Annotated in this window: 23 protein-coding genes; 18 read left to right on the top strand and 5 right to left on the bottom strand. The window is 50.5% G+C overall.

The genetic code is table 11. The features are described 5' to 3' along the window. Positions 1 to 4 precede the first annotated feature (4 nt). Both E3E26_RS02965 and E3E26_RS11125 read left to right on the top strand, forming a co-directional pair. Entirely contained in the window at positions 5 to 1171 is a 1167-nt protein-coding gene (locus E3E26_RS02965) for a hypothetical protein (RefSeq protein ID WP_240911624.1), read from the top strand. Next, positions 1168 to 1545 carry a hypothetical protein gene (locus E3E26_RS11125; protein ID WP_240911623.1) on the top strand — a complete coding sequence of 126 codons (378 nt, stop codon included), beginning with the start codon at positions 1168 to 1170 and terminating at the stop codon, positions 1543 to 1545. Before E3E26_RS02965 ends, E3E26_RS11125 begins: the two co-directional genes overlap by 4 nt. A 33-nt stretch (positions 1546 to 1578) precedes the next feature. Here the strand turns inward: E3E26_RS11125 and E3E26_RS02960 are convergent, their stop codons facing one another. After that, a complete protein-coding gene (locus tag E3E26_RS02960) occupies positions 1579 to 2439 on the bottom strand; it encodes a cation diffusion facilitator family transporter (protein ID WP_167899830.1) in 861 nt (286 codons plus the stop codon). Positions 2440 to 2835: 396 nt separating this feature from the next. On the opposite strand from E3E26_RS02960, the gene E3E26_RS02955 reads away from it, so the two are divergent. The 7 genes from E3E26_RS02955 to E3E26_RS02925 are packed head-to-tail and all read left to right on the top strand — an operon-like array spanning position 2836 to position 9517. After that, entirely contained in the window at positions 2836 to 3063 is a 228-nt protein-coding gene (locus E3E26_RS02955) for a ribbon-helix-helix domain-containing protein (protein ID WP_012572670.1), read from the top strand. Between the two features lie 25 nt (positions 3064 to 3088). After that, positions 3089 to 4228 (top strand): sulfate adenylyltransferase, encoded by a 1140-nt coding sequence (gene sat, locus E3E26_RS02950; RefSeq protein ID WP_167899829.1) that lies wholly within the window; start codon positions 3089 to 3091, stop codon positions 4226 to 4228. 29 nt (positions 4229 to 4257) lie between these two features. Then, positions 4258 to 5193 (top strand): DHH family phosphoesterase, encoded by a 936-nt coding sequence (locus E3E26_RS02945; protein WP_167899828.1) that lies wholly within the window; start codon positions 4258 to 4260, stop codon positions 5191 to 5193. Positions 5194 to 5198: 5 nt separating this feature from the next. Continuing rightward, positions 5199 to 6629: an alkaline phosphatase family protein gene (locus E3E26_RS02940; RefSeq protein WP_167899827.1), complete on the top strand. Its 1431-nt coding sequence runs from the start codon at positions 5199 to 5201 to the stop codon at positions 6627 to 6629. Between the two features lie 39 nt (positions 6630 to 6668). Further along, entirely contained in the window at positions 6669 to 7214 is a 546-nt protein-coding gene (gene cysC / locus E3E26_RS02935; protein ID WP_167899826.1) for an adenylyl-sulfate kinase, read from the top strand. A gap of 18 nt (positions 7215 to 7232) precedes the next feature. Next, on the top strand, positions 7233 to 7976 hold the full coding sequence (locus E3E26_RS02930) for a sulfite exporter TauE/SafE family protein (protein WP_167899825.1): 744 nt from the start codon (positions 7233 to 7235) through the stop codon (positions 7974 to 7976). Between the two features lie 5 nt (positions 7977 to 7981). Continuing rightward, positions 7982 to 9517, top strand: coding sequence for a flippase (locus tag E3E26_RS02925; protein WP_167899824.1), 1536 nt, complete (start codon positions 7982 to 7984; stop codon positions 9515 to 9517). Here the strand turns inward: E3E26_RS02925 and E3E26_RS02920 are convergent. After that, entirely contained in the window at positions 9507 to 10844 is a 1338-nt protein-coding gene (locus E3E26_RS02920; RefSeq protein WP_167899823.1) for a sulfatase-like hydrolase/transferase, read from the bottom strand. The two genes, E3E26_RS02925 and E3E26_RS02920, sit on opposite strands and share 11 nt — an antisense overlap. Before the next feature lie 2 nt (positions 10845 to 10846). Continuing rightward, positions 10847 to 11839 carry a sulfotransferase gene (locus E3E26_RS02915; protein WP_167899822.1) on the bottom strand — a complete coding sequence of 331 codons (993 nt, stop codon included), beginning with the start codon at positions 11837 to 11839 and terminating at the stop codon, positions 10847 to 10849. 116 nt (positions 11840 to 11955) lie between these two features. Here E3E26_RS02915 and E3E26_RS02910 point away from each other — a divergent pair, with 116 nt between their 5' ends. From E3E26_RS02910 to E3E26_RS02885, 6 genes are read left to right on the top strand one after another with little or no spacing between them, the layout of a single operon-like run. Beyond that, positions 11956 to 12963: a glycosyltransferase family 2 protein gene (locus tag E3E26_RS02910; protein WP_167899821.1), complete on the top strand. Its 1008-nt coding sequence runs from the start codon at positions 11956 to 11958 to the stop codon at positions 12961 to 12963. A 2-nt stretch (positions 12964 to 12965) separates the two neighbouring features. After that, complete coding sequence (locus E3E26_RS02905) at positions 12966 to 13832, top strand: alkaline phosphatase family protein (RefSeq protein ID WP_167899820.1); 867 nt, start codon at positions 12966 to 12968, stop codon at positions 13830 to 13832. Continuing rightward, positions 13829 to 14779, top strand: a complete 951-nt coding sequence (locus E3E26_RS02900) for a glycosyltransferase family 2 protein (RefSeq protein WP_370520073.1) — start codon at positions 13829 to 13831, stop codon at positions 14777 to 14779. Before E3E26_RS02905 ends, E3E26_RS02900 begins: the two co-directional genes overlap by 4 nt. After that, entirely contained in the window at positions 14763 to 16043 is a 1281-nt protein-coding gene (locus tag E3E26_RS02895) for a sulfatase-like hydrolase/transferase (protein WP_370520072.1), read from the top strand. Before E3E26_RS02900 ends, E3E26_RS02895 begins: the two co-directional genes overlap by 17 nt. Next, complete coding sequence (locus E3E26_RS02890; RefSeq protein ID WP_167899819.1) at positions 16040 to 16924, top strand: glycosyltransferase; 885 nt, start codon at positions 16040 to 16042, stop codon at positions 16922 to 16924. The genes E3E26_RS02895 and E3E26_RS02890 overlap by 4 nt, the downstream gene beginning before the upstream one ends. 51 nt (positions 16925 to 16975) lie before the next feature. Beyond that, positions 16976 to 18115 carry a site-2 protease family protein gene (locus tag E3E26_RS02885; protein ID WP_167899818.1) on the top strand — a complete coding sequence of 380 codons (1140 nt, stop codon included), beginning with the start codon at positions 16976 to 16978 and terminating at the stop codon, positions 18113 to 18115. Here E3E26_RS02885 and E3E26_RS02880 read toward each other — a convergent pair. Then, positions 18112 to 18840, bottom strand: coding sequence for a hypothetical protein (locus tag E3E26_RS02880; protein WP_167899817.1), 729 nt, complete (start codon positions 18838 to 18840; stop codon positions 18112 to 18114). The two genes, E3E26_RS02885 and E3E26_RS02880, sit on opposite strands and share 4 nt — an antisense overlap. A gap of 105 nt (positions 18841 to 18945) precedes the next feature. Here E3E26_RS02880 and E3E26_RS02875 point away from each other — a divergent pair, with 105 nt between their 5' ends. The 3 genes from E3E26_RS02875 (at position 18946) to E3E26_RS02865 (ending at position 20938) form a co-directional block, all read left to right on the top strand. Continuing rightward, positions 18946 to 19923: a TIGR00269 family protein gene (locus E3E26_RS02875; protein WP_167899816.1), complete on the top strand. Its 978-nt coding sequence runs from the start codon at positions 18946 to 18948 to the stop codon at positions 19921 to 19923. A 100-nt stretch (positions 19924 to 20023) separates the two neighbouring features. Then, positions 20024 to 20632, top strand: coding sequence for a hypothetical protein (locus E3E26_RS02870; protein WP_370520071.1), 609 nt, complete (start codon positions 20024 to 20026; stop codon positions 20630 to 20632). A gap of 9 nt (positions 20633 to 20641) precedes the next feature. Beyond that, positions 20642 to 20938, top strand: a complete 297-nt coding sequence (locus tag E3E26_RS02865) for a transcriptional regulator (RefSeq protein WP_167899815.1) — start codon at positions 20642 to 20644, stop codon at positions 20936 to 20938. Here the strand turns inward: E3E26_RS02865 and E3E26_RS02860 are convergent. Next, a complete protein-coding gene (locus E3E26_RS02860; protein WP_167899814.1) occupies positions 20925 to 22919 on the bottom strand; it encodes a DUF460 domain-containing protein in 1995 nt (664 codons plus the stop codon). The genes E3E26_RS02865 and E3E26_RS02860 overlap by 14 nt on opposite strands. Positions 22920 to 22962 lie beyond the last annotated feature (43 nt).

Here is a 22962-nt window from a genome sequence, read left to right as displayed (position 1 = left end):
ATTCTTGGGAAGCATAGCCTCGGGAGCTGCAGTATATAACATCCCAATAGACTCCAAGGAGTACCTTGGAGCAAAGGTTGAATACAAGCGGAACTTCATACTCGACCCCAGCCTTGAGATTGAGCTTCCGGAGAAGGGATACGGAATAGTTACGGCGTCAATCCTTCTTCCAAACGGTTCTCTGATGGAACTTGGAACTTTCTCAGGACAGGATAAGATAAAAATAAGCTACAGCCAGCTCACTAAAGCAATGAAACTCTGGGGTTCTTACTTGAAAAGTGCCAAGCTCGATTCCAGAGCGGTGTCGGCATCACTTCTGCTCTTGGGAACCCTCCGAGATGAAAACAACAACGTGCAATACTTCATAAAAGCCGTGCCGATTAATGTGGGAGAAGTGCTCGACAAGAGGAGCATTCAGGTGAAGCTACCCAGAGGGAGCTCTAAAATTCTCTACACCAAAAACCAGATAGAGGAGAAGCTCAAATCAATAGAACTCCAAAAGATTAAGGGCAACAATATTTCAGCAACCACAGAAAACTGGCCGCCAAGCTTTGACTATGATCAGTGCTACTGGAAATGTGATCCGTGGACTGGGTCATGCTACCAAGTTTGCCTGGTATGGAAGTTGGAGAAAACCATAGTCTCAAAATCCAACACGATAATACCCCTAGTTGCCCTCCAAGTCACTGGTGACACAAGCAAGATAAACGGGATTACCATAACTACAATGTATCGGCAGAGGACCACCCAGAGCCTGGAACTAATCTTCTCTGCAGCCGCGGCCGTACAAAAAGGAGGTAGCAGCTCCTCTACAGAAGCGGAGATAATAGGAACTTCTTATAGTATCAACACAGAAGACCTTACGATTCCGGAATCACACATCACAATTTGGGGCTCGGAGATTTCCAATCCCTCGGTAATAGGGGCAGGCATCAAGGGCACCGTCGTGCTGGCAAAATACAGGCTTTACTGGTGGGACGGTCTCGTTTACCAAAAACTCGACGACGTTGCCTACGTAATCCTTGGGAAGCCCGATGAAGAGGACATGAGCCTACAGAAGTTCGTGGAACATGGGTGGCCAAGCCAATATGGAGGTATTGGAGAGAGGACAATGTGGTTCGTCCACAGCTACTGGGAGCCAACGACCCACGAGAGCCAGCAGGGGGATTGACAAAACTCGACGTGGATTTCGTGTCGTCCACCAACACGATTCCCCTCTTCTCAGCGTCGGCGGCGGTACTCGGAACCCTTGACTACAACAACCTTGAAATTGCACCGTTCATCATGGCGATGGGAGTTGGGTTCAATACTGACAGCACGGAGTTCTCGCTAATTCATCTTAACTTGCAACTAAAAGAGGAGTACAAAAACCAGTATGTGGACGGAACTTTCTATTCAAGTAAAGTCAAGTTCCAATATAAGGACAACAAGTACAGTCTGGCAGGTATGTACGGAGATATTTATATCCATAGCAGTGGAAGCCTTCCACCATGCGACCCAAGAACGGGGATATGCCCCACTTCAGACGATTTAACAGGGCAATAATCCACTAATCCTTTTCTCTTTCTTATTTGTCAGCTATTTTGTAACCCCCTTTATGTCCACATGCACGAAGACCCTATCGACCTCTGGAATCTCCTCAATCCTTCTCTTGACCTCCTCGCTTACGTCGTGCGCCTCCTTCAGGGAAAGCTCGGGCGGGACTTCTATGTGCAGCTCGACGTGGAGCCTGCTCCCAACGTAGTGCGCCCTCAAATCGTGAACACCAAGGACGTTAGGAACGCTCAGCGCTCTGCGCTTTATCTCTTCGCAGAGCTCGAAGGGGGGCGCCTGACCTGTGAGGTAGCCGATATTCTCAAGAATGATATCAAAGGAAACCTTAACTAGGAAAACCGCAACCACCAGACCAGCCAGGGCATCACCATATTCGAAGCCCAGCTTTTGAGTTCCCAGTCCAATGAAGACTGCGACGCTGCTCAGCGCGTCGCTCCTGTGGTGGTAGGCATCGGCTATTAAAATCTGGCTGTTGAGCTTCTTGCCGACGTGGAGGGAATAGCGCGCCATGGCCTCCTTCGCAAGGATTGAAAGAATCGTGATGGCAAGCATAATGGAATTTACCTCCACAATGCTTCCGTAAAGCATTCTAAAAAAAGCCTCCCTACCAATCTCATAGGCAACTATAACAAGGCCTTCACCGATGAGAAACGCCACCAAGGGTTCAAAGCGGGAATGACCAAAGGGGTGACTCTCGTCCGGTGGCTTTGAGGATATCCTTATGCCGAAGTAGCCAATAACGCTCGTTACAACGTCCGAGAGCGAGTGAACGCCGTCCGATATAAGTGCTATACTGGAGTACCAGAGACCCACGATGATTTTGATGAGCGCTAACAGGACGTTGCCGACGATGCTAACCCAGATGGGCTTATAGACATCCCTCATCGTATCACCTATTTTTGTGCATATGCACACAATACTTAAACGTTACCGTGCATAGAATTTCCGCCAAACTTTATTAGGTTTTCCAATTTTATTCGGGCCTCCTAATTAAACTGCCATAAAAATAAGGTCAACGGTCAGTCCGTCACTCCCTCATCACAAGCCTCAGGCAAGGCTGAAATCATCATCCCAGAAAAAGTGGGAGGATGGGCCTTAAAAAGGTATGCTCAGCGATCACCTTTCCTTCCTCACCACTCGGTTCGCCCATCAATCATCATCGCAGCATAACATACGTCCGGAGGGTTTTAAAGATACCCCTCCCTCACCGAAAGCCTTATACGCCTTAATGAAATTTAATTAAATGTCATTAAATATCATTAAAGGCTGGAGGTGTATCGGATGGCTGACGAAAAGAAGTACACAACCGTTTCCATACCAAAGCCCCTCTACGACAAGATTAAGAAGAGGATAGAGGGCACCGGATTCACTTCCGTCTCAGACTACGTTACCTACGTCCTCCGCGAGGTTCTGGCGAGCCTCGAAGAGGAGGAGAAGGAAGAAGTCTTCACAGAGGAAGAAGAGGAGAAGGTCAAAGAGAGGCTCAGGGCTCTGGGCTACCTCGACTGATTCCCTAAATTTTTGAGGTGGTAGCATGGTCTCGAAGCCCCACGGAGGCAAGTTAGTCAGAAGGCTCGTCGCGGAGAGAACCCGCGAGAGAATTCTGAGCGAGCAGAAGGAGTATCCCTCCGTTAAGATCGACCACGGAAGGGCGATAGACCTCGAGAACATCGCCCATGGTGTCTATTCTCCCCTGAAAGGCTTTCTCACAAGCGATGATTTCCAAAGTGTACTCGACCACATGCGTCTGAGCGATGATACCCCTTGGACTATTCCGATAGTGCTCGACGTTATGGAGAAGACCTTTGACGAGGGAGACGCGGTTTTGCTCTACTACGAAGACATACCTATTGCAAGGATGCACGTTGAGGAAATATACACCTACGACAAGAGAGAGTTTGCCCAGAAAGTCTTCAAGACCACCGATCCAAATCATCCGGGCGTTGCCAAGGTTTATTCCATGGGCGAATACCTCGTCGGTGGTGAGATAGAGCTCCTCAATGAAGTTCCAAACCCCTTCGCCAAGTACACCCTCAGACCCGTCGAGACGAGGATCCTCTTCAAGGAGCGTGGCTGGAAGACCATCGTTGCGTTCCAGACGAGGAACGTGCCGCACCTTGGCCATGAGTACGTCCAGAAGGCAGCACTCACATTCGTCGACGGCCTCTTCATAAATCCCGTCCTTGGAAAGAAGAAGAAAGGAGATTACAGGGACGAGGTCATAATAAAGGCCTACGAGGTTCTGTTTGAGCATTACTACCCGAAGAACGCCGCAACTCTGGCGACAGTGCGCTATGAGATGCGCTACGCAGGCCCAAGAGAGGCCATACACCACGCAATAATGAGAAAGAACTTCGGTGCAACGCACTTCATTGTTGGACGCGACCACGCGGGTGTCGGCGACTACTACGGGCCCTACGAGGCCTGGGACATGTTTGACAACTTCCCCGACCTCGGCATAACGCCGATGTTCATCAGGGAAGCCTTCTACTGCAGGAAGTGCGGCGGAATGGTTAACGCCAAGATATGCCCGCACCCGGAGGAGTTCCACGTCAGAATCAGCGGCACCAAGCTCAGGAAGATGATAATGGCCGGCGAGCAGCCGCCAGAATACATGATGAGGCCCGAGGTTTACGAGGTCATAAGGAGCTTTGAGAAGCCCTTCGTGGAGTGAGCTCCTTTTATTTTTGCGGGGTGAGTTAGGTGCATCTAATAGTTCATCACTGGGACACGGACGGAATAACTTCAGCAGCTTTGCTCGTCAGAGCACTCTGTTTAGAAGAATTCACAAATATGACAGCACCAATAGGCGAGTTCCGCTTCGATGAGAGGATCTGGAAGGCAATAGAAGGGGCTGAAAAGCTCTACGTGATGGACTTCAACGTTCCGGGTGAGGTGGAGAAGGTAAACGTCGAAACACTCTTCATAGACCATCACACGCAGCCGAGGATAAGGAACCCGAAGGTCAAGCAGATTAACCCCTCACTCGACGGTGAATATTATCCATCCGCCTCGCTGGTGGTTTCCGAGTACTTCGGCCTCTGGAACGCCTGGAGCGCCCTTGGCGTAGTCGGCGACATCGGAGAGAGGGCTTTTGAGATTCCTCGCGTTAATGAGCTCCTCGACAGGGAAGGCCTATCACGGGAGGAAGCTTTAAGGCTCGTCGAGCTGATGGACTCGAACTACATAGCCGTGGACAGAGAAGCCGTTGAAGATGCCGTTGCAGTTCTGCTCAGTCAAGAAACTAAAGAGCTCCTTGAATATGAGCCGTGGGTGAAGCGAGCGGATGAGATAAGACGCACAATAGAGGAAGCCCTCTCAAGCGTGGCTGAGAGGAACGGCTTCGCGATAGTCGAGTTCGAGAGTCCGTTTAACATAATCTCCAAGGTTGCACGGAGGCTCGTCTGGGAAATGGGCTTTAGAGGTGCCGTCGTTGTCAATAAGAACTTCCACGGGAAGGCTCAGCTCTACTTCAGGGTCTCGAAGGAGGAAGCCGAAAGGATAAACATGGCAGAAGTCATTGAGAGGCTCCGCGTCCTCGGAACGAATGCCGGGGGCAAGAGGGAAGTCCTCGGTTGCGTATGTGAGAGGGATAAAATCGAAGACGCGCTCAAAATCGTTGAGGAATACCTGGGGTGAGAAGTATGGAGTTTGAGAAGAAGATTAGGGAGGGTATGACGGAGACCAAGAAGGTCTTTGTGATAGGCCTTGACTCGGCCCCGCCGGAGCTCCTCTTCGGGCGCTTTCTTGACGACATGCCCAACGTCAGGAGGCTCCTTGAGCGCTCAATTTACGGCCCCATGAAGACGGGTATCCCGGCGATCACGATCCCCATGTGGATGGTCATGGTCACGGGCAAAACTGCCGGCGAGCTCGGTCTCTACGGCTTCAGGCACAGGACGGGCTACAGCTACACCGACTACTGGATAGCCCACAGCAAGAAAGTCAAGGAGCCGACCGTGTGGGACTACCTCGGCGAGCGCGGGAAGAGGTCGATAATCGTTGGTGTCCCCCCAACATACCCGCCAAAGCCGATAAAGGGCCATCTAGTTAGCTGCTTCATAACACCAGATGCGAGCGTTGATTACACATACCCGAAGGAGCTGAAAGGCGAGATAGAGAGGCTCGTCGGTGAGTACATCTTCGACGTCCCCTTCAGGAAAGAGGCCAAGGACGAGGTCAAGGAAGGCATCTGGGAGATGACGGAGAAGCGCTTCGAGGTTATCCGCTACCTCCTTCAGGAGAAGGAGTGGGACTATTTCCACTTCGTCGAGATAGGCCTCGACAGGCTTCACCACGCCTTCTGGCGTTACTTCGACGAGAACCACCACCTCTACCCTGGGAAGGGAAACAAATACGAGAACGTCATTCCAGACTACTACAAGCTACTGGATAAGGAGATAGGCGAGACGCTCAAGCTCATAGACCTCGACGAGACGGCCGTCTTTATAGTTTCCGACCACGGCATAAAAGGCATGCACGGCAACTTCGCCGTCAACCAGTGGCTCATCGAAGAGGGCCTGCTGAAGGTCAGGAACCCGGAGGTTATCCACAGCGGTAAGGTAATCCGCTTCGAGCAGCTGGACGTGGACTGGAAGGAGAGCACGGCCTGGGGATGGGGCGGCTACTACTCGCGTGTCTTCCTCAACGTCCTCGGAAGGGAGAAGGAGGGCAGAATACCCCTATCAAAGTTCGAAAGCGTCCGCGATGAGGTTGCGGAGATGATAAAGTCCATACGCGGCCCGAACGGCGAGAAGTGGGACACGAAGGTCTTCTACCCTGAGGACATCTACCCCGTCGCAAAGGGAAGCAAGCCTGACATTATGGTCTACTTCGACAACCTCAACTGGAGAGCAGCAGGGACCCTCGGCCACCCGAGCAACTATTTACCTGAGAACGACACCGGGCCTGACGATGCGAACCACTCGGAGCTTGGAGTGTTTTCCATGTACCTGCCGGGCATGGACGAGTCAAAGCACACCCAGCTGACCATCTACGACTTCGCGCCGACGGTGCTCAGGCTCTTTGGAATAGAGGAGCCGCTGGCGGGAATGCATGGGAGGAGTATCCTCTGAGTTCCCAAATTTTGACCACTGAAATGGGGGAGAGTTGAAATGTCCGAGTTAAGGAACCTAGAGAAGGGCTTTACGATCTGGCTCACGGGGCCGAGCGGTGCCGGAAAGACTACTCTAGCTGTCAAACTTGCCAAGAAACTCAGAGAAATGGGCTACCGCGTGGAAATACTCGACGGCGATACGATAAGGAAGACGCTCTATCCGGAGCTCGGCTTTTCTAAGGAAGCGAGGGAGATGCACAACAGAATCGTCATCCATATGGCCAAGCTCCTCTCAAGAAACGGCGTTATAGCGATAGTCTCGTTGATCTCTCCGTATAGGGCAGTTAGAGAGCACGCAAGGAAGGAGATAGGAAACTTCATAGAGGTCTACGTCTACGCCCCGCTGGAGGTCAGAATACAGCGCGACCCGAAGGGGCTCTATGCAAAAGCCCTGCGCGGCGAGATAAAGGGTCTCACCGGCTACGATGGCGTTTACGAAGAACCCGAGAACCCGGAGGTAAAGGTGGACAGCTCGAAGATGACGCCTGAGGAAGAAGTTGAACTCGTTATTCAGAAGGCCAGGGAGCTTGGGTACCTGCCGTGACGCCCACGGGGGAGGGGCATGGAGGAGCTGATAATCTTCGTCGGTCTGGGCCTCCTCGTGGGCTTCCTCGTCGGGTTAACCGGCGTAGGTGGGGGAGCTCTAATGACCCCCTCCCTTATCTTCCTCGGCGTGGAGCCGCTTATAGCGGTAGGCACAGACCTGCTCTACGCCACCGTAACGCGGATTTTTGGTGTCTTCTTCCACCACAGGAGGGGCAGGATAAGGTATGACGTATCACTGAGGCTTTTCGCAGGAAGCCTGCCCGCGATAGCCCTTGGTGGACTGATACTCAGGGAGATAAACAAGGAGATCCTCAACGACTACCTCACACTTCTCCTCGGCCTTATTCTGGTCATCAGCGCAGTTCTGAGCCTTCTCAAGGGTGAGCTCCACGTTCCGATAAAGCCGAGGTGGGCTTACGTTTATCTCCTAGGCTTCATCGTTGGACTTACCGTGCAGTTCACCTCCGTCGGAGCTGGCGTCATAGTGAGCTTTACGCTGATGAACGTGGCAAGGCTCGACCCGAAAGAAGTTGTCGGCGTTACGATAGTCTACGGGTTAGCCCTCTCGACCTTCAGCTTCCTCAACTATGCCTTCCTAGGAAGCGTGGATTACCACCTCGCGGCTGCGCTGATCCTCGGTACTCTGCCCGGCGTTTATTTTGGAACTCACGTGAACACGATGGCAGACAGGGAGAAGCTTAAAAGGGCGATAAACATCATAATCCTGCTGATAGGCGTCTTCACCATCCTCAACAGGTGAGGAATTTGGACGAAGTCAACTGGGCACTGCAGAGAATAGCCAGGGGCACAGGGATAGTGTTCGCGGGGACCGTACTCTCGATGCTACTGGGCTTTCTGACGAGGGCTCTGATAGCAAGGTCCCTTGATAGGAGCCAGTATGGAGTGTTCTCACTCACCCTGACGATTCTTAACATAGGCATAACCCTTGCCCTCCTCGGCTTCGCTAACGGCCTCCCGAGGGAGCTCTCCAGATACAGGAAAAACGAGCCGCAGAGGGTTCCTGAACTCGTTTCCACCGCGTTTATAATGGTTACCGTAACCTCAACGATTCTGACAATCATCATGGTGCTTTCAGCACCGTATCTCTCCCCCCTGTTCAACGAGAGCCTTCTTTCATCCACCCTCAGAATAGCGGCGCTTTCCCTGCCATTCTGGGCACTGCTAACGATCCTCGTTGCTATCTCCAGAGGATTTGGAAGGGTAAGGGAGAAGTTCTACTATCAAAATCTACTCATGCCCCTGATTTTCCTTCTCCTCACAGTGCTGGCCCTTTTTATGGGATGGGGCCTCTCTGGAATCTTCGCGGCCTACGTCCTTTCCCAGGCGGCCAGCTTTCTGGCCCTCACCCTCGAGACAATTAAGCTCAAGATTCTACCGCGGAGGCTGATCTTCAAACCGAAGCTGGCAAAGGAGCTCGTCCTGTTCTCGTTCCCCCTCATGCTCACCGGAATCTTGGGTTACATCATGAATTGGACGGACACTCTAATGCTCGGCTATTACCTCAACTCGGACGTGGTCGGACTTTACAACGCAGCCGCACCTATAGCAAGGCTCCTCCCAATATTCCTCAACTCCGCGGGCTTCCTCTATATCCCGATAGCGACGATATTCTTCGCCCAGAGGAAGCTCCAGGAGATGGAGAGAATATATAGGATAATGACGAGATGGGTCTTCCTGCTCACGTTTCCGCTCTTTGCACTCATATTCATGTTCCCAGAGGTCACCATAACAACGTTCTTCGGCTCCAAGTATGCGGAGGCCGCATTAACGCTCCAGATTCTGGCGGCAGGCTTTATGTTCCACACTCTGTTGGGCCTCAACGGAATGAGCCTTACCGTGATCGGGGAGACGAACGCCAACCTCATCGGCAACTTCTTCGCATCAGTCGCCAACGTGGTTCTCAACGTCCTCCTTATACCAATCTATGGAATAGAGGGCGCGGCAACGGCAACTGCCGTTTCGTATATCATCGCGAACATATTCCGCACCTCATGGCTCTACAAGAAGACAGGAATACACCCATTCAGCGGGAGCTACCTCAAGCAACTCCTTGTTGGAATTGGTATTATCGTCATTCTCAAACTCGCCAACGTATCCGTCTCCAGCATATGGGCCGCGCTGGGTGTTCTGCTGGTCTTCTTTGTTGTTTATTTCGCGCTGATACTAGTCCTCAGGAGCGTCGAGAAGGAGGACATCGAGCTCCTAGCAGCGGTAGAGAAAAAGCTTGGAATCAACCTCAAGTGGCTTAGGAAAATATTGGAACGATTCATTAGAGTTTGATTCTTGGAATCTTTGCAGAGGTTGACATCTTCAGGAACCTAACGACTTCCTTCTTTAGATTCTTAATGTCTGCCTCGGTAGGTTCGATATCGCCCTTGTAAGAGACTACTTCCTCAAATCTCCAGTCAGCGATGTTAAACACCCCTTTAAAACCTCTGTGATACACTGCTATCCGGTATCTGTTGAGTTCTGAGTAGCGAATCTTCTCAGCCTCTGAAAGTAGGGAAGGATCTATGGGATTTGACACACCGTACGATTCAGCGAAAACCGTCTCTGAGTACAGCTCTCCATCCGAGTGAACTTGACCCTTGAGAAGCCCTATTAGGAAGGATGCCAAGGAGGTCAGGCTTACGTAGCCTTCGCGCTTTTCTATCTCTACATCCCATGAGGAGGGATACTTTATCATCAGGGGGACCCTAAGGAGTTCATCATAGAGGAACGTCCCATGGAGTATCTTCCCACGCTCCCCGATGAGTTCACCATGATCACTGAGCACGATGATGAAGGCTTCGTCAAATATCCCCTTGTCCTTTAGAATCGAAAACAGCTGGTTAAGCTGCCTCTCAAGATATCTGGTTGCTTTATAGTATTTTTTGTGCCACTCCTGAGCAGTGCGGTCGTCTATGGCTCTTTCCCGTAGATTCAGATAGTATGAAAAAGATTTATTGACAAATAGAGGTTGATGGACTTCCATAAGATTCATAAAAACAAAAGTCGGGTCATCAAATTTAAAAGATTTAATTAATTTAACAGCCTTTCTAGAACCTTTCTCTATTGGCCACCCTTGGACACTCATTTTGTAGTACCTATGGAGCCGGGATAGTATTAAGTTTGGAGGAATTTTAAGCAGGAGCTTATATTTGCTGTTATGAAATAAACGCCAGATAACCTTGATAGTATCTCCGTTAACATCACTCATGAGCTTCTGAAGATATAACTTTTCATCCCTAGAGAGAAGAGAGAAAGGACGCGAGGGATAGATATCATAAAATTCATAAAAATCTGAAAATCCAAACTCGGGCCGAATAAACATATTAGCACTCAGAAGGTGTGTTTTATATCCCATTTCATCCAGAGACTGGAGTAACGAATTTGGACCTTTAAATCTCACTTCAAAATTCTTCTTATCTCTAGTCTCATGAGCACCATGAAGCGCAGGATAAAGGCCACTGAATATTGATGCATGAGCTGGAAGTGTCCACGGGGCGGGTGTTATCGCCCAGTCATAAGAAACAAATCCAAGTTGAGATAGAGAATCCTCAATAACCTTCCCATAATCTTTTCGAAGTGTATCAAGCATGATAAAAATAACATGAGATGAATCCATATTCATCTACCCCCAGAAGATTCCCATTTCATGAGAGCATCGTAGTCCGGCTCCGGCTCCTCCGTGTAGAAGTCCATGCCAAACCACGAGACTACCTTCAGGATGTCCTCAACCTGCCTCTCGCTAAGTTTTTCGCGCCACTTTATCAGCTGCCTGAGGGTGCCTATGTAGTCCCTTCCGTAGGTCTTCCTGGTTACTTTGCTGGGCGTTTTTATCCGCTTTATGGCCCCCTCTGGCACTTCCTCTCCGATGTATCCAAAAATTGCCTTCAGCTCCCCCTCCGGATTCACAACGAGACGCTCATAAATCACAGTGTACCATGGATACGGCTTCTTAGAGGCCAGAGGAATGTAGTTTTCAAAGGCCCAGATGGCGGCCAGACGCTCTATCTCGGAATTGATCCCTCTCAGACGCGTGACAAGCTCCTCATTCTCCGCAAGCTCTGGAACCTTGTTGACCTCGTTCAGGAGCTGCTCTACGGTTATCTTCGAGAAGAAGCCCGTGGCGAGCTGGGAGGCTATCGTGGCGCAGGGATGTCTGATTATGAAGTAGGTAGCCCGCAGATTGAATGTATTTGCTATCCATGGAAGCATTGTGTTTGCCCTGACAAACTTAACAACGAGCTTGGATGCCTTGAAACGGCGGATTATGGTCCCCAATCTAAGGTACTGCATGTAGGGAAAGCGGGCGTGGACACGGCAGGTAAAAACCTTCTCCAAATATGCCCTCAGCTTCGGGTAGTCCTCCTGTGTGGGAACGTAGGGGTCGTAGGGTATGCCAAGCTTCCTGAACTCGGGATACCATGAGGGGTGAAATGGCTCGAAGACGGATTTGTATTCTGGAATGGACTCCAGAAGCTCCATGAGCCACGTGGAGCCAGAACGGGGAGTTCCAGAGATTACTATGGTGTCCTCGATTCTAAAATCGTGTAGGCGCGCGGTGATTAAATCGAGGGTATAATTGGTTCTAGAAGCAAGGAACGAGAGCGGTCCCATCAGTTTTCTCCCTCCGATGACACTCGAAACATGCGTTAACGGGGGCTGCTTAAATAGTTTGCGACATCCGCTTAGCTATCTTTTTAAATCGTTCCAGGGTTCTCATTTTGATAGTGATGTCCATGTCCGTATCAGTTATCATATCAACACTCTACAAACGTCCCAGAGAGTTCAAAGAGTGCCTCGAGTCCATAATTGAACAGACAGTCCACCCTACGGAGATCATCGTCCTCAACGGCAGCTTCGATGGTTCGTGGGAGAAGGTGAAGGAGGAGTTCGATGACATCTTCAAGAAAATGCGAGACGCCGGAATCGCCGTGAAGCATATTCCCCTCCCGGGTGCCAGCCTGCCCCATGCCAGGAACACGGGAGCAAAGCTCGGAAAGGGAGAGATACTCCTCTTCCTCGACGACGACGTCGTTCTTGAGAGAGACTACATAGAGAACCTCATCAAGGTGTATAAGGAATACCCAAACGCCATGGGTGTTCAGGGTTTTATAACCAACAGGATAAACCCAAACAACCCGCTCATCAGGTTCGGTTTTCTGAAGTTCCTCTGGTGGCTCCTCCAGCGCGGCTACTACGAGGTCGATGTTCACAAACAACTCCCCTCACTCTTTGAGGTTCTCCCCTACCGTGTTACCCGGGTGATAAGGCGAGAGAGCTTCAGCGGAACGAACATGTCCTACCGGAGAGAAGTCTTTAAAAGTCTCGAATTCGACGAGCACCTCAAGAGGTACGCAATAGGGGAGGACAAGGACTTCTCATACAGAGTTCACAAGCTCTTTCCGGGTTCGCTCTACCAGACTCCCCACGCAAGGCTGGTGCATCAGGAGGCTCCGGCGGGAAGGCTCCCATCAAAGCAGTTCGAAACCATGAGGCAGGTCTATCATCTCTATCTGTTCTACAAGCTCTTCGAGCAGAACGCTAGAAACAAGACCATCTACGTTCTTGGCAGGATTGGAGACCTCCTGCTTCACTCCATACTCTTCGTGACTTCCGGCTTCAAGAAGGAGAAAGCTCTCAAGATCATCTACATGATCGAAGCCATGTGGCTTGCCCTCTCAAACCGAAACAGGATTAAGAAGGGAGAGGTAAACTTCTGGGTAAACCGGGGGAACTGACGATGGGAAGGATAGTCATACTCGGGATAGACGGGCTCGAATACAACCTCGTTGAAGAGTGGAATCTCAAGCACCTCAAACAAAGGGCCTATACCAAGACGGATCTTTCAGACTTCAAGGTCATAGTCACTCCTCCAATATGGGCCTCCATGCTCACCGGCAGAAAGGTTCCTGAAATAGAGGAACCCTTCGTCAAGAGGCAGAAGTTCATAGCCCAGGAGACGGCCATTGCGAAGGACGTTAAAAAGCCTATTTATGTTAAAATTGGGGCTAAGATACTGCCGAAGAACCTCAGGCGGAAGATTGGAAACCTGCTGGCTCCCAACCCTTTTGAACAGACCTACGACTACCTGCTCAGGACACGGAAGTATAAGACCATCTTCGACTACTTCGACAAGACCTGGACGAATGGCGTCCCATCCTACGGAAGAAACGTGTCGAATCCGGAGACAAAAGCCGCTATGAGAGAAGCCATAAGGGGGAACCTCAAACCCCTCGTGGAATACGCAATGAGGACTTACGAGCAGGATAGAAGGGCTCTCTTTGAGGCGCTTGATGGGAACTACGAGCTCATTTTCTGGTATACACCCTTCCTCGACGAGATTTCCCACTTCTACATCAGGAAAAAGCTAAAGCTGATGAACCTCTACTTTGATGTGAACAAGCTTGTCAAAGAGGTCTCAGAGAAGCTGGACGAAGGTGATGTGCTCTACATAATTTCTGACCATGGAATGGAGCCAATTCCCGGCGACCCGCGCGGTGGAGACCACTCCGACCACGGCTTTTTCAGCAGCAATACTGGGGAACTTATAGAGAAGCCCCAAGATTTGTTTAAGCTGGTCGTTGAGAAGGCGGAGGGGAGGAAGTGAAAAAACTGAGAAGCTCCCGAACAAATGGATACATCATCGTAACTCCCGCAAAAAACGAGGAAAAAAATCTGCCCCTGTTAGCCAAGAGCGTCATCAACCAAAGCGTTAAGCCAAAGCTGTGGCTTATTGTGAATGACAACAGCACGGACAGGACGGGGGAGATAGCGGAAGAGCTCTCAAGAGAGTTCAACTGGATTGAAGTCCTCCACCTCAAGGACAAAGTCACCGGCTATGACCTCAGATACAGGTATTCCGTTGTCGTTAGAAAGGGATTCAGACATGCACTCAAAATGGCCATGGAGCGAGGAACAGTCTTTGGCTACATCGGAGTTCTCGACGCGGACTTCATCCTCGAGAGAAGGTTTTTTGAAAAGCTGATTGACGCGTTCCACAAAAACAACAGACTCGGAATAGTGAGCGGGGGAGGGTACTACATCAGGAACGGCCGCTTGGTATGGGAGGGCACCGACCCAAAGAGACCAAAAGGAAGCCCAAGGCTTTTCAGAAGGGAGTGCTTTAGAGAGGTCGGAGGATACAGAAGGGGCCCGAGTCCGGACACGATATCCCATTACCTCGCGAGGTTCCTTGGATGGGAGACGGGACAGGTAGTGGATGCAATCGCAGTTCAGCTCAGGGAAACAGAGGGCAGATTCGGCTTTTTGAGAGGTTACGAGATGCTCGGGTGGTCAAACTACAAGCTCGGCGCCGCGTTTACCTCTATACTCGCAAGGGCAGCTTTTCTCATGCTGGAGAATCCAGTAAAAGCCTACGGTCTCATAGCTGGATACCTAAAAGCGTTTAAAGCTGGGGAGAGGAGAATTGAGAACGGAGACCTCCGGAAGATGATAAGGCGCGACCTTTCCTTCATGAGCAATCTCGAGAAGCTGAAGAGGATAAAGACCGCCGCGCGAGAGGTCCCCGTTAAGGAGAGTGGCCTCCGTGGATAAACCCCATGTAATCATAATAGTCCTTGATACCCTCAGAAAGGACTACTCCAATGGGATAGAGGATAAATTGGTTAGGGAGTTCGGATTCACAGGATACGAGAACGCAATAGCTCCCTCACCATGGACTATCCCGAGTCATGCATCGATGTTTACCGGTCTGTACCCTATATATCATGGGGTGCACGAGGGCAAGAAGAGGAAAGTGCCCGATGTGAGGTTCAGGGAGGATGGGACGTACCTGCATGAGGTTTTAGCTTCCCTCGGATATACGACATACCTCTTCACTGCAAACTTCTTTATCGGGCCAGACTTTGGGATAAAGGGCTTTTCCGAATTCCACGACACGCTAAAGCCCCTCATCGAGGATCGGGACAGAGAGGAGCTTAACAGGGTGCTCAAAAAGTATCAGCCCAAAAATGGGCTGGAACTTGTCAAAGCCCTGATGAAGGAGAAGAAGTTCGTCCTGCCCTTCAAAGTCCTCTGGAGAATTCTAAGCAGGTATGGTGAAGGGTGGCCAAAGGACAAGGGTGCAAAAGTTACGAACGAACTCCTCAGGGAACTCAACTTTAAGGCTCCATCCTACATCTTCATCAACCTGATGGAAGTCCACGAGCCCTACTCCCTCTTTGAAGGGTTCACAGATGCCCCCGTAGTCAACAGACTCCTCGGGGAAGAGCCCGAGCTGGTGGAGAAGTGGAGGAAAGGGTATCCAGAACAGGTTAAATACCTTGAAAAAAGACTCGTGGAGATGCTCGGTATCCTTCAGGAAAAGGGGATACTCGAGAACTCCATAACCATAGTGACCAGCGACCACGGCCAGTTGCTCGGGGAATATGGGGGAAAGCTCGGGCACGGCGTTTTTCTCCATGACGAGCTTTTAAGAGTTCCTCTTCTCATCAGATTGCCCAATGAAGAACCCCCCGAGAAGGAAAACGGATACATCAGCCTTGCAAGGATAAAATCCCTAATTTTAAGCACTATTCAAGGCAAGGAGTTCAGTCTTACATCAGAGTACGCCATAGCAGAGAGTTTTGGCACTCACTATCCGTATCCAAATCTGGCGAAGGATAAAAAGGAGCTCGTCCAAGAGCTTGAGAAGTACAGGCTGAAGCTCTACCACAGGGATGGCACGGCTGTCTTCAACGTTGAGGACTGGTGCTTTGAAGAAATAAACGCGGAAAACGAAGAAGAGTTCAGGAATATCGCCAAAAAGCTCATAGTCAAACACCTAAGCCTCTTCGCAGGCAAGGGGGTGGCCAAGTGAGGCCAGCTGTTTCCATCGTTATCCCCACATATAACCGAAACAAGCTCTTAACGCGGGCTATTGAAAGCGTTCTAAGCCAGGGATTCGACGACTTCGAAGTTCTCGTAATAGACGGTGCGCGAAGCAATTCAACGAGGGAACTCGTACGCTCGTACGGGGATGGAAGGCTTCGCTACATTCCGCAGAGAGGAAAGGGGATAGCCGACGCGAGGAACCTCGGCGTTAAGAAAGCGCGGGGAGAGTACATAGCCTTTCTGGATGACGATGATCAGTGGCTTCCGGAAAAGCTCGAACTCCAGATGGAGCTTTTTAGGAGCATACCTTCCACCTACGGCCTCATATACACTGCCTTCAACTACTACTATCTCGAGAGAAACAAAATCCTTGGAACCAAAAAGCCAAAGGCTAGGGGTAACGTTTACCGTCACCTGCTGAAGGACAACATAACGGGAACGTCAACGATTATGGTGAGAAGGGAGTGCTTCAAACGGGCGGGTCTATTCAGAATGAGCTTCCCAACGTGCGAGGACTGGGATATGTGGCTCAGGATGTCGAGAATATGTCTCTTCGAGGCTATCGACAAGCCGCTCGTGAACTACTCTATACACACTGGCCAGTTCTCCTTTGCCAAATATCTGGCCGGCAGGTACAGAATGATAGAGGCGCATGGGGACATAAGGCATGACCCTCAAGTTTTGAGCTACCACCTTCTCCAGATAGGCATTCTAAAGCTGTTCAGCGGTGACAGAACGGGTGGAAAGGATGTACTCAGGGCCTTCAAGCTTAACCCCACGATGACGGGCAATCTCCAAGATGTTCTCGGCTCTATTTTCGATGTGAGAACAAAGATATACATCCTGAAGTTCCTGGGCAGACTGTGAGTGCGATTACTTTTTAAACTCAGCTCGAAAACGCTTTATTAGGTGACTCAAATGAACAGCACGCTCATCATGATAATCATTGGCATCCTAGCATTTTGGGCTGTGCTCTACGCCCTCTTCGGGAGAAAATACGACGAAGAGAATGAAGAGGGCTTGGCTGTTGACCTTTTCATAGCCATGTGGCGAACAAAGAAACTGTTAGGCTTCATAGACAATCTCGCCCATAGATGGAAGCGCTTCTGGAGGGTTTATGGAGATATAGGAATAGCCCTCGGCTTCCTTGGCATGGCCTATGTCTTCTACGCCCTTCTAAAGACCGCGATGAATACGATACAGACCGGAGGCGAGCAGGCCGGAGTCCAGCTTGTGATACCCGGCATTACGATTCCCCTCTCATACGGCCTGATAGCCCTTGTAGTTGTCATGGTCGTCCACGAGCTGAGTCACGGAGTAGTCGCAAGGGCTGAAAATCTGCCCCTCAAGTCAGTCGGTTTGGTTCTTCTCGCCGTAATCCCCGGTGCCTTTGTTGAGCCCGACGAGGAGGCCCTTGAGAAAGCCCCACTGAGAACGAGGCTGAGGGTTTACGGCGCAGGCTCGCTCGCCAACATAGTGACGGCTCTGATAGCAGTTCTCATAATCAACTTCGCAATAACCCCGGTTCTCCAGCCGGCAGGAATACTCGTCTCTGGAGTCCTTGAAGACGGTCCCGCTTACGGTGTTCTCCAGCAGGGGGATGTAATAATCGCAATGGACGGTCAGCAGATCAAGGACATGGAGCAGTTCATTAATTTCATGAACACGACTAAGCCAGGCCAGGTGCTGACAATCACAGTATTGAGGGACGGGAATGAAATAAACCTCCAGCTGAAGCTCGGAGCGCACCCAGATAACCCGGAAAGAGGTTATATTGGTATTTATCCAGCACCACACTATGTCTCAAAGGTAGGACACGAGGACATAATCTTTCCGCTGTTCTTCACGTTCTACTGGATATACGTGCTCAACCTTGGAATCGGCCTCATGAACCTTTTCCCACTCGTTCCATTGGACGGCGGCAGGATGCTCGATGATGTAGTCAAGACGTATCTGCCGGAAAATGTGGCCAAGCCCGTAAGATACTTCACGATAGGAGTCGGGTTGTTCCTCCTGGCGCTGAACCTGTGGCCAGCCTTAAGGGGCATTATGGGCTAAGATATCCTTATTTTACCTCCTTTTATCCGGAATTTATAAGCTCCCGGCTCAAAGTCAGGTAGTGGAGATTTTCTTATGATCATCTCTTCGTATTTCAGGTCACCAGAACGAAACTCGACAATATACTGACTGTACAATGCCAGCCAAGACATGTATCGTTTTGACACACGATCTTTGTTTAGCAACCAGATATTTATTGGTCTCTTCCTGTTTTCAGTTATTCTCGCGGTTTCTTTTAATGCAAAAATTTTCTGATTTAGGCGGATTGAAGTACGTTCCCCCATTAGAAATCCAAATCCGTCAGATGTTACTACTAAACCCACCGGCCTTCTGTCTTTTACATATTCCCTGAGCAGCTGCCTGTAAGCCGCAACATACTTTGGAATGAAGGTAGATACATCCGAATTTGGTAAGGTACGCACGTAACGATGAGGGTATCTTAACTGGTTATATGATGCAAAGATATCAATAACACCCAAATTTTCGCGTTCTCCCTCATGATATATATCGATACCAGCAAAGTTTAGCTCCATGTTGAGAGCAGAAAGAGGGAGGACAGTATTTATTATTACCCCAAAATCGCCCATGTCCATCCTATTTTTTAGAATTTTAGCACCCAGGGCCCATCCGATAGAATACGTATCATAAACAATCAACAAGACGGAATCTTCTAAAAGCCCACCACCTATGAGTTTGTCAAACTTCTCTATACCGGTGCTCAGCATTTTCCCACCAATACTTTTTTTAATTTAAACAATATTAATATTTCGATAGAATATCCTCCAATGTGAATTTTTTTAAGCTCGCGAGATTACCCACTTGGGGATAGCATGAGATGCTCTAAATGTGGGAGACCAGCCGTCTATCATGCACGCTACACCGGGAGATACTACTGTAAGAGGCACTTCAACGAGATGGTGGAGAAGAAGTTCAAGGAGACTGTTAAGAGGTACCGCCTTATTGAGAAGGGCGAGAGGATAGCCGTTGGTGTGAGCGGCGGGAAGGATAGCGTCGTTCTGCTCCACCTCCTTGCTAAGCTCCAGAAAAAGTTCCCCTTCGAGCTGGTAGCGGTAACGATAGACGAGGGAATAGCCGGCTACCGTCCACCGAGCGTGGAGATAGCCAAGAGAAACGCCAAGAAGCTCGGAATAGAGCATAGAATCTATTCCTTCAAGGAGTACATAGGCTTCACCCTCGACGAGACAGTTGAGATAATGGGAAGCTTTGAGAAAGGTGAAAGAGTGGGTGCCTGCTCCTACTGCGGAGTTTGGAGGAGATGGCTCCTCAACTACGCGGCCAAAGATGTGGAGGCCGATAAGCTGGCTGTAGGCCACAACCTCGACGATGAGGTTCAGATGTTCATAATGAACATTCTCAGAGGAGATATCGCCCGCCTCGGAAGGACAGGACCTTACTACGAGGAGATTCACCCCGAGCTGGTTCCAAGGATAAAGCCCCTCCGCGAGATTCCCGAGAAGGAGATAATACTCTACGCGGTGCTGAACGAGATTGAAGTCGATTTGAGCGAGTGCCCCTACGCTGTTGAAGCCTTCCGCGCCGAGATAAGGGACTGGCTTAACGAGATGGAGGAGAAGCATCCGGGAACGAAGTACCAGATTCTCAGGAGCTACGACAAGCTCTTCCCGCTCATAGCGAAGACCTACACGAAGAAGACGAGCGAGCTTAATCGCTGCAAGATATGTGGTCAGCCGACAACAGGCGATATATGCAAGGCCTGCCAGTTCAGGTTACAGGTAGAGAGAAAGGCTAGGGAGAAGGGGCTGACCTTCAGGATGGAACAGGACTAAATACCACCCAAATTTGTGTGGAGAACTTTTAGTTGTTTTTCTGAATTTCAGAGTTTCAACCGGTTATAAATAGTTTCACCACCTAGTTCTAATCGAGGTGATGGATATGGAAGAGGTTCGGGAGCTTAAGAGTGTGCTTGAGAAGGTAGAGCGAAAGCTGATCGCCGCCGGAAAGATGTACGGTGCCCTGAACTTCGCGGTATGGCTGGCAATAATGCTCCTCTACTACGACATCCTGGCACTCCTTGATGTACCATGGCAGTTCAACCTTGTCTACTGGCCGATTGCCTTTATCGTGGCGATAACGTTCACAGGAAGGGTGTGGAAGAGGTTCGTCAAGATAGCAAAGGCAACCGGCAGAGAGATGGAGTCCTCAAAAAGGGAGGGAATGCTCATTGCCTTCTCGTGGATTCTCGGGATAGCAATAGGCTGGATAGCAATTCCCCAGACGTCAATAGCAGTTAACGCTGAAGCGAGGCTTGCCGTCGGTTTCCTGAGCTTCATAACTATATCGATTGCAGGGATGTTCGCCCTCGTCATGAGAGGCGAGAAGGAGATGATTCCCGCATTCCTCATTCCGGGAATACACATTCCCATCGTCTGGAACATGGAGAACGGAGCCATGATTCTGGCCGGCTTCGTCGTGGCTTTAGGCTTCGCGGTCACGATACTCATCTACATCCACAACGCCTTCAAGGCCATCGAGTAGGGTGATAAAATGGAGCCCCTGCGGGAGCTGACGAAGAACCACGTCCTTGGAAATCCGATCAGGCTAGGCATTATGCTCTTTCTTCTGCCCAGAGAAAAGGTCTTGTTCCGAGATCTGCTCGAAGTCCTCGAGGTAACGCCCGGAAACCTTGACTCACATTTAAAGGCTCTTGAAAAAGCCGGCTACGTTGATATCTACAAGGTAATCGCCGATAGACCTAGAACTGCAGTTAAAATAACGGAAAAAGGAGCAAAGGAAATAACAGAGTACCTAGCGACGTTGAAGAAGATCCTCAGTAGGATTTAGACTCGTCCTCAGCTTTTCTCATCAGCTCTTTGGCCCTCTCAATGCGGTATTCCTCGATAAGGCGGAGGAACTTTTCAGTTTCCCTCTCGCGGTCTTCCTCCTCCCACTTCGCCAAGAGTTCCTCGATGGCCTTCTCCAGTGTTTCCCTCTCCACGACGGCAAACTCGTCAACCCTTTTGACGTCCAGCTCTTCAGAGGTGAAAAATGGTACGTGAGCTTCTCTGAGAATCTCAGCGACGGCTTGAGGCAGGGGCTTCTCGGTTATCAGCGCACGGATTTTCTTTTCGACCAGAGACTCCGCTATGGCTTTTCCAGCTCCAGCGGGATTAACCACGAAGAGGACGTCACCCCTCCTTATGCCTATCTCCCTCTCAAGCCTCTCGAGCTCGCGCCAGCTGAGAACCTCCATGACCCTGAGCGGAACTGCACTTCCCCGTATCTCAACGACGTTCATCCGCTTAACTTGAGCCAAATCCCTGCTCAGCCTTTCAATTATCGCCTTGGCCTCTCTAAGTTCCCTCTCAAGCCTCTCTATGCGCTTGACCTTAGCCTCAAGCTCCCTCTCGCGGAGAACCTTCCTTCTGACCTCCTCGTCATAGTCAACAAGCCTGCGCTCGAGCCGCCCTATCGTCTTCCTCTGCTCCTTTATGATTTCCCTCAGCTCAGCGTTTTCCCTCTCAAGGAACTCAATCCTCTTTTCAAGCTCGCGAATTCTCCTGAGATAGGGTCCAAGATCAACGCTCGGCTTTTCCTCAGGCTTCTCCTCTTCCCTCTTCGGCCTCTCACGGAGGGTTACGCGCTGCATAGCCTCGCCGAGGTTGTAGCCCTGAATCACAAGGGCCTTGACCTCATCCGCTTTTTTGATCAGCCCGGCTTCCCTCAGCTTCGCCTCTACATGCTCCAGCTTGGGCTTCAGGCGAAGGTAGGCCTTGTAGGCTGCAGCCAAGGCGTCGCGCTGGTGATCGTCCTCAACGCTTACACCAAGGTTTCTCAAAAGCTCGTTTTTCTCCTCCACGCGGAGGCTCTCCCTCGGGACGAAGAGCTGGGCCTTGAAGGATCGAGCTATTTTCTCAACGAAACCCGGGGCTGGATTAACGTCGGTTGCCACTATCACCGGATGACCGACGTCGCTTATGAAGCGGAAGACCTCGCCAACGGGCATGTTCCTCTCGCTGTGGAGCGCCACTATGTTTCCACTTAAATCGATAGCCGCTATTCCAACGGTTATTCCCGGATCTATGCCGACTATTATGCTTCTGCGCTCCTCTATGGCTCTCTCGCTCTTCAGCGGAGCAAAACCCAGCTCGGCTCTCTCGACGGGGTAAATCCTAACCTCGACGTCGCCGCCGCGCATGGGTCTTATTAAGCCAGCCAGCTCTTCCCTGCTCGCGTAGACCTTAAACTCGCCCTTCGCCAGGCCGTAGTCCTTCTCTTCAACTTCTAAATCAAAGGGAACGTCGGCCCTCCTCAGCCTGTCCTCTATCTCCCTAACCTTGTCTCTAACCAGGTTGTGGACGCGCTTCCTATAGCGGTCCTGGCTCCAGCCGCCTTTCCCATGACTCCTACCGCGTGTTACCTTGATTATGACCTCATCCTCGAAGGCCAGAACTTCATAACCTATTCCTTTCGAAGCTAGGAGAGCGCAGACTTTAGCTTCTTCGTAGGGGTCGAACTTGTCGGTTATCCTTATCCCCTGCTCCCTCGCGAGGCCCCAGAGAGAGCGCTGTTCCCCGGGTCTCCCGGTCACCTGGACGAGCTTCGTCCCGCTGGGTAGCGCCCGGAGGAACTTTCTCAGGTCGTCACCCAGCTCGGTAACGCTGTCCATGGCAACTATATCCGGTCTCTTGCTCTGGATGAAACGGATTAAGCGGTATAGAGTGAACTCACCCTTTCTCTCTAGTCTGCCGTTGAACCAGCTCACGACGGCAAACCTCTTTGGGTGCTCGCTTATTATGTCAATTCCGAGGATTAGAATAGGCACCACCCTCAAGGGGTTTTGTAAAAAGTTAGAGAAGGGCCTTAAA

The organism is Thermococcus sp. LS1, assembly GCF_012027395.1.
Lineage (GTDB): Archaea > Methanobacteriota_B > Thermococci > Thermococcales > Thermococcaceae > Thermococcus.
Note: the sequence above shows the minus strand (reverse complement) of the source record. Positions and strands in the feature narration are given on the sequence as shown.

What these genes read in the sequence shown, in the direction of transcription:
- sat (WP_167899829.1), top strand. Translation starts at nt 3,089, where the DNA reads ATGGTCTCGAAGCCCCACGGAGGCAAGTTAGTCAGAAGGCTCGTCGCG.
- E3E26_RS02865 (WP_167899815.1), top strand. Translation starts at nt 20,642, where the DNA reads ATGGAGCCCCTGCGGGAGCTGACGAAGAACCACGTCCTTGGAAATCCG.
- E3E26_RS02870 (WP_370520071.1), top strand. Translation starts at nt 20,024, where the DNA reads ATGGATATGGAAGAGGTTCGGGAGCTTAAGAGTGTGCTTGAGAAGGTA.
- E3E26_RS02940 (WP_167899827.1), top strand. Translation starts at nt 5,199, where the DNA reads ATGGAGTTTGAGAAGAAGATTAGGGAGGGTATGACGGAGACCAAGAAG.
- E3E26_RS02910 (WP_167899821.1), top strand. Translation starts at nt 11,956, where the DNA reads ATGTCCATGTCCGTATCAGTTATCATATCAACACTCTACAAACGTCCC.
- E3E26_RS02905 (WP_167899820.1), top strand. Translation starts at nt 12,966, where the DNA reads ATGGGAAGGATAGTCATACTCGGGATAGACGGGCTCGAATACAACCTC.
- E3E26_RS02930 (WP_167899825.1), top strand. Translation starts at nt 7,233, where the DNA reads ATGGAGGAGCTGATAATCTTCGTCGGTCTGGGCCTCCTCGTGGGCTTC.
- E3E26_RS02955 (WP_012572670.1), top strand. Translation starts at nt 2,836, where the DNA reads ATGGCTGACGAAAAGAAGTACACAACCGTTTCCATACCAAAGCCCCTC.
- E3E26_RS02885 (WP_167899818.1), top strand. Translation starts at nt 16,976, where the DNA reads ATGAACAGCACGCTCATCATGATAATCATTGGCATCCTAGCATTTTGG.
- E3E26_RS02915 (WP_167899822.1), bottom strand. Translation starts at nt 11,839, where the DNA reads ATGGGACCGCTCTCGTTCCTTGCTTCTAGAACCAATTATACCCTCGAT.
- E3E26_RS02875 (WP_167899816.1), top strand. Translation starts at nt 18,946, where the DNA reads ATGAGATGCTCTAAATGTGGGAGACCAGCCGTCTATCATGCACGCTAC.
- E3E26_RS02880 (WP_167899817.1), bottom strand. Translation starts at nt 18,840, where the DNA reads ATGCTGAGCACCGGTATAGAGAAGTTTGACAAACTCATAGGTGGTGGG.
- cysC (WP_167899826.1), top strand. Translation starts at nt 6,669, where the DNA reads ATGTCCGAGTTAAGGAACCTAGAGAAGGGCTTTACGATCTGGCTCACG.
- E3E26_RS02920 (WP_167899823.1), bottom strand. Translation starts at nt 10,844, where the DNA reads ATGGATTCATCTCATGTTATTTTTATCATGCTTGATACACTTCGAAAA.
- E3E26_RS02960 (WP_167899830.1), bottom strand. Translation starts at nt 2,439, where the DNA reads ATGAGGGATGTCTATAAGCCCATCTGGGTTAGCATCGTCGGCAACGTC.